This window comes from Streptomyces sp. KLMMK, assembly GCF_036961605.1.
GTDB lineage: Bacteria > Actinomycetota > Actinomycetes > Streptomycetales > Streptomycetaceae > Streptomyces > Streptomyces telluris.
The window spans coordinates 1-4,008 of sequence record NZ_JBAMDC010000509.1 but is presented as its reverse complement, the minus strand read 5'-3'; the positions used below and the strand labels follow the sequence as shown (position 1 = coordinate 4,008).

Genomic DNA, 4,008 nt, shown 5'->3' with positions numbered 1-4,008 from the left:
TGGAGTTCCTCCTGCCCACGGGCCTGGACGCCCGGCACTCCTACGTCAGCGAGCTCTACGCCGCCGACCAGCGCTTCCACGGGCTGTTCGGCGCGATCGAGATCGTCACCGCCCTGCTCGTGGCCGCGGGGGCGGCCCCCCTCCCGCGCCCGCCCGGAAGCAGCCGCTGCGTCCTCGCGAGCCGCTGGTCGCTGGTCGCCTTCGCCGCGTCCTCCGTGGCGGACGTCATCGTGCCGATGCGCTGCGCCCCCTCGGTGAACAGCGTCTGCGAGGTGGTCAACCCCTTGCACACGGCCACCAGCGCACTGGCCCACGCGGCGCTGTTCGCCTCGATGGCGCTGATGGTGGCGGCCGCGGCGGGGGGCACCCGGTGGCCGCTGGTGCGCCGCTGGGGGCCGTGGGTCCTGGCCGCGGCCCTGACGACTGCGCTGCTCACGGTCGGACCGCTGTTCGGCCGGCCGGGCTGGCACGGCGTCCCGCAGCGCGCACACCTGGTGCTCGTCGGGGTATGGCTCGCCCTGCTGGCCGCCTCGTTCGCAGGTCCGGCCGGAACCGGTCGGCACAGGAGTACGTGACGATCGAATCTGGTCGATTGTGCAGGAGGGTGAAGGCCTCCGGAGGCTCGCCGTCCGCTCGGACACCGCGGGATCCGTCCGGAAATCGAACCTGATCAGGAACCCATCGAACGGAGCGAGTTCACTTCTGCCCGAACCTGTCGCTTCGCCAACAGGCATTGCTTTAAGGCCATGTTGCATTACTGCAGTCTTGTGAACGCAATGTTTCCAACAAGACGATCATCCTCGTTACCCACACGAGGAGGCCCTCATGAACGACAGGCTGAGTCTCAGCCCGGACGCGGCACGGCAGCTTGCGACCACTACCAAGACCGCCCCGCAGATGCGCGGCATCACGCCCCGCTACCTGCTCCGCGCCCTGCCGTGGGTGGACGTCGAGTCCGGCACCTACCGCGTCAACCGCCGGCGGACCTTCATACTCGGCGACGACCGGATCACCACGTACCGGAACGACGACGCCCACCACGTCGTCCCGGAGGACCTGCGGGAGATCCCCTACCTGCGCGAGGCGGGCGAGGACCTCCTGCGCGAACTGGCCTCCTCCTTCACCGAGGTCGCCTTCGAGGCCGGTCAGACCCTGGTCGAGGAGGGCGAGACCACGGGCAGGCTGTGGGTTCTCGTCCAGGGCCGGGCGGAGAAGCGGGCCACCGGCCGCTACGGCGAGGACGCGCTCCTCGAAGTCGTGGGCGACGGCCAGTTCTTCGACCTCGACTCCTGGTCCCACGGCAGCCCCGCACCCTACCGCGTCCGGGCCCTGACCCCCGGCACCGCGCTCTGCGCCGGCCGCGACCAGCTGGCCCGGCTGGCCGGGCGCGACGAGGCGCTCGGCGCCGCCCTCGCCGCCTTCAACGCCGGCGAGCGGACCGCCCCCGGCTCCGAGGTGCCGGTCGACCTCACCGCCGGGCACGTCGGCGAGCCCGACCTGCCGGGCACCTTCGTCGACTACGAGGACGTCCCCCGCGAGTACCACATGACGCTCGCCCAGACCGTGCTGCGCGTCCACTCCCGCGTCGCCGACCTCTACAACGAGCCCATCGACCAGACCCGGGCCCAGGCCGACCTGACCGTTCAGGCGCTGCGCGAGCGCCAGGAGCGGTCGATGCTCAACCACCCCGAGTTCGGCCTGTTCAACAACGTCGCCCCGGGCCAGCGGGTGCAGACCCGCACCGGCGCCCCGACCCCCGACGACATGGACGAGCTGCTCAGCAGGGTCTGGAAGCAGCCCTCCTACTTCCTCGCCCACCCGCGGGCCATCGCCGCCTTCGGCCGCGAGTGCACGCGCCGCGGGGTCCCCCCGGTCATCGAGAACCGTTTCGGCAGCCCCCTGCTGACCTGGCGCGGCGTCCCGCTGCTGCCCTCCGACAAGGTGCGCATCACCGGCCCGAACGGCGCCGGCACCACCGAGATCCTGCTGATGCGCGTCGGCGAGGCCGAGCAGGGCGTGGTGGGCCTGCGCCCCGCGAAGGTGCCCGACGAGGTCGAGCCCGGTCTGTCGATGCGCAACATGGGCATGGACCAGAAGGGCATCACCCAGTACCTGATGACGGCCTACTTCAACGCCGCGGTGCTGGTCGAGGACGCCCTCGCCGTGCTCCAGAACGTCGAGGTGTCCAAGTACCATGACTACTCCTGACATGTCGTGGGGCGCGCACGCCCCGGGCATGGCCCCGGTGCCGGGCGTGCGGGCACCGGGCATGACGACGCCGGGCGCGGCGATGCCGGGGATGACGCCGGACATGACGCCGGGCATGACGACGCCCGGTATGACGCCGCCCGCCGGCACGGCACCGTCCCCGGGCCTCCCGTGGGCGCCGGCCGCGCCCCGGCAGCCCACCGCGGGCAGCGCGGCCACCCGCAGCGGAGGGTTCACCCCCGAGGCGGCCCGGCAGGACGTCCCTGTCCTGCAGCGGCCCGTCAACGGGCGCCCCGTCGTCTGGCTCGACAACGGCGCGACCACCCAGAAGCCCCGCCAGGTCATCGAGACCCTGGCCGCCTACTACGCCACCGCGAACTCCAACATCCACCGCGGTGCGCACACCCTGGCCCGCGAGGCCACCGAGATGTACGAGGGCGGGCGGGCCGCGGTCGCCGACTTCCTGGGCGCCCCGTCACCTGACACCATCGTCTTCACGCGGGGCACCACCGAGGCCGTCAATCTCGTCGCACAGAGCTGGGGACGCGCCAACCTCGGCCCCGGCGACGAGATCCTGGTCTCCACCCTGGAACACCACTCCAACATCGTCCCCTGGCTGATGATCGCCAAGGAGCGGCGGGCCCGGGTCGTGCCGATCCCCCTGCTGCCCGACGGCAGCATCGACCAGGACGCCTACGCGGACCTGCTCTCCTTCCGCACCCAGCTCGTCGCGATCAGCCACGCCTCCAACGTGCTGGGCACGGTGCCGCCGGTGAAGGAGATGACGGCACTGGCCCACCGCTACAACGCCAAGGTGCTCGTGGACGGCGCCCAGGCCGTCGCCCACTTCCCCGTCGACGTCCAGGACCTGGACAGCGACTTCTACGTCTTCTCCGGGCACAAGCTCTACGCCCCCACGGGCATCGGGGCGATGTACGCCAAGCCGGAGGTCCTGGCCGCCATGCCGCCGTGGCAGGGCGGCGGCAACATGATCGACCAGGTGGAGTTCGGCCGCGTCACCTACGCCCCCGCGCCGCACTGCTTCGAGGCCGGCACCGGGCACATCTCCGGCGTCGTCGGCCTCAAGGCCGCCATCGACTGGCTGACCTCCTTCGGCCGCGACGCGGTCGCCGCGTACGAGACCGCGCTGCTCGGCCACGCCCAGCAGGCCCTCGCCGCGGTACCGGGCCTCACCCTCCTGGGCAGCGCACCCGAGAAGATCGCCGTGCTGACCTTCACGCTCGCGGGCCGGGACCCCATGGAGGTGGCCCGCGCGCTGGACCAGGACGGCATCGCCGTCCGCGCCGGCCACCACTGCGCCCAGCCCTCACTGCGCCACTACGGGCTGGAGGCCGCGACCCGGGCCTCCCTGGCCCTGTACAACACCGCCGAGGAGGTGGACCAGCTGGCCGCCGCGCTCATGCAAATCCAGGCGCAGGCGGCCATCTGACCCGCACTCACATCGCCCGAACCGCCGTACAGTCGCCCCGGCGCACCGCGCGCCGGGGCGCGCTGTCGTCCCGGGCTTGCGGCATCCGGGGTGTCGCGCCGAACCGATGCGCGGCACAACTACGAGATTCCGCGGTATTTCCGGTGGCACAGGGAACCATCAGGTACGGAAGGCAATCTCGTACGTCAGAGACGCACGAGTGTGCGTACGACCCGGAAGCAGGGGGCGGTACATGTCACGAAGAGTCGCGCAGCGGCGGTTGCCGGCGGTGCGGGGCGTCATGGGATCGGTGGCCGCGCTCGCGGCCGGGCTGATCCTCGTCGCGGGGACGCCCGGGACGGCCGCGGCCA

At 72.0% G+C, this 4,008-nt stretch carries 3 protein-coding genes; all 3 read left to right on the top strand.

The window, feature by feature from the left end; translation table 11 throughout:
* Positions 1–575, top strand: a 575-nt coding sequence (locus V7793_RS34570) for a DUF998 domain-containing protein (RefSeq protein ID WP_336013657.1), incomplete at its 5' end; no start/stop codon positions are given.
* Between the two features lie 250 nt (positions 576–825).
* Positions 826–2,208 (top strand): family 2B encapsulin nanocompartment shell protein, encoded by a 1,383-nt coding sequence (locus tag V7793_RS34565; protein ID WP_336013656.1) that lies wholly within the window; start codon positions 826–828, stop codon positions 2,206–2,208.
* On the top strand, positions 2,195–3,658 hold the full coding sequence (locus V7793_RS34560) for a SufS family cysteine desulfurase (RefSeq protein ID WP_336013655.1): 1,464 nt from the start codon (positions 2,195–2,197) through the stop codon (positions 3,656–3,658). The genes V7793_RS34565 and V7793_RS34560 overlap by 14 nt, the downstream gene beginning before the upstream one ends.
* Positions 3,659–4,008 lie beyond the last annotated feature (350 nt).

Bases quoted from the DNA above. Each gene is read 5' to 3' on its own strand.
- V7793_RS34560 (WP_336013655.1), top strand. From the start codon at position 2,195: ATGACTACTCCTGACATGTCGTGGGGCGCGCACGCCCCGGGCATGGCC.
- V7793_RS34565 (WP_336013656.1), top strand. From the start codon at position 826: ATGAACGACAGGCTGAGTCTCAGCCCGGACGCGGCACGGCAGCTTGCG.